Origin of the sequence: Leyella stercorea DSM 18206 (assembly GCF_000235885.1) — a bacterium.
Lineage (GTDB): Bacteria > Bacteroidota > Bacteroidia > Bacteroidales > Bacteroidaceae > Prevotella > Prevotella stercorea.
The window spans coordinates 1-911 of record NZ_JH379379.1 but is presented as its reverse complement, the minus strand read 5'-3'; the positions used below and the strand labels follow the sequence as shown (position 1 = coordinate 911).

General features: G+C 46.8%; 1 protein-coding gene. It reads right to left on the bottom strand.

Annotated elements, in window-relative coordinates; translation table 11 throughout:
* Positions 1-911 (bottom strand): IS66 family transposase (locus tag HMPREF0673_RS02775; RefSeq protein ID WP_040596273.1); only part of this gene is annotated, 911 nt, incomplete at both ends.

Sequence of the window (911 nt, the reverse complement as noted above, 5' to 3'; positions counted from 1 at the left end):
GTCAGAGGACGGACTGCACGCTCGGCTGCATTGTTGTCTATCGGATAACTTCCATCCTTTATATAGGTAAAGAGGTTTGTCCAAAATGTATCCAGATAGTTCAACGCTTTCTGCAAATAAGGAGTAACAGTCGCAGGATCCTTGGACTTCTCTATACCGAGATGAGTGCGGAGATTTATCAGGATGCCTTTCGTCTCAAGACTTTGACGTTGTTTCCCCCTCTCCTCGTCAGTAAGATTATCCTTTGTATACTGGCGTTCCAAGTTGTACAAATCCTCTATATACTTAATGAAGATATCGGCATTCTTGTCGCCAGCCTGCTCGCTTGCCTTCACAAACTTGGCACGCGCATGTGCAAGACACACCTGATGGTCTGTCTTGGATAAATTGGGAGTCTCGGCAGCCTTCAACTCGTTACCGATAAAGGTATAGGCATTGTAGCCGTCAGACATGATGCTCTTCAATTCTGCATCACCGATAAAGTCTGTAAGCACATCACGTCCACGGGAACCATTGTCGTAGAAGAAGATAACCACACGCTCTGCCTTGTTCACAAGTACCCAGATGTAACATTTCTTGTAGTGGTCGTATTTGCGCACCTTGCACCAGGTCTCGTCACAGTTCACGATGGAGTCTTTCTCCAACGCTACTTCCTTCAGTGACTCAACGAGCTTGTCAAGATAAACCTTGCCTTTCTTCAACCAATTGCGCAGCGTATTTGCAGAAACGGTCATCCCCATATCCGTCAGCCATTGATGGAGAAGCCCGAATGTGACGTTCTTCACATACACCTCGTAGGCTATTGCCTGTAGAAACTCAGGGGTTGCCTTTGTTCCCTCGAACTTCGTCACAAATTCAGGATTCCCTGCTTTTGGGAAATAACCCCACTTCGGCTTCTTGCCTTTCTCCAC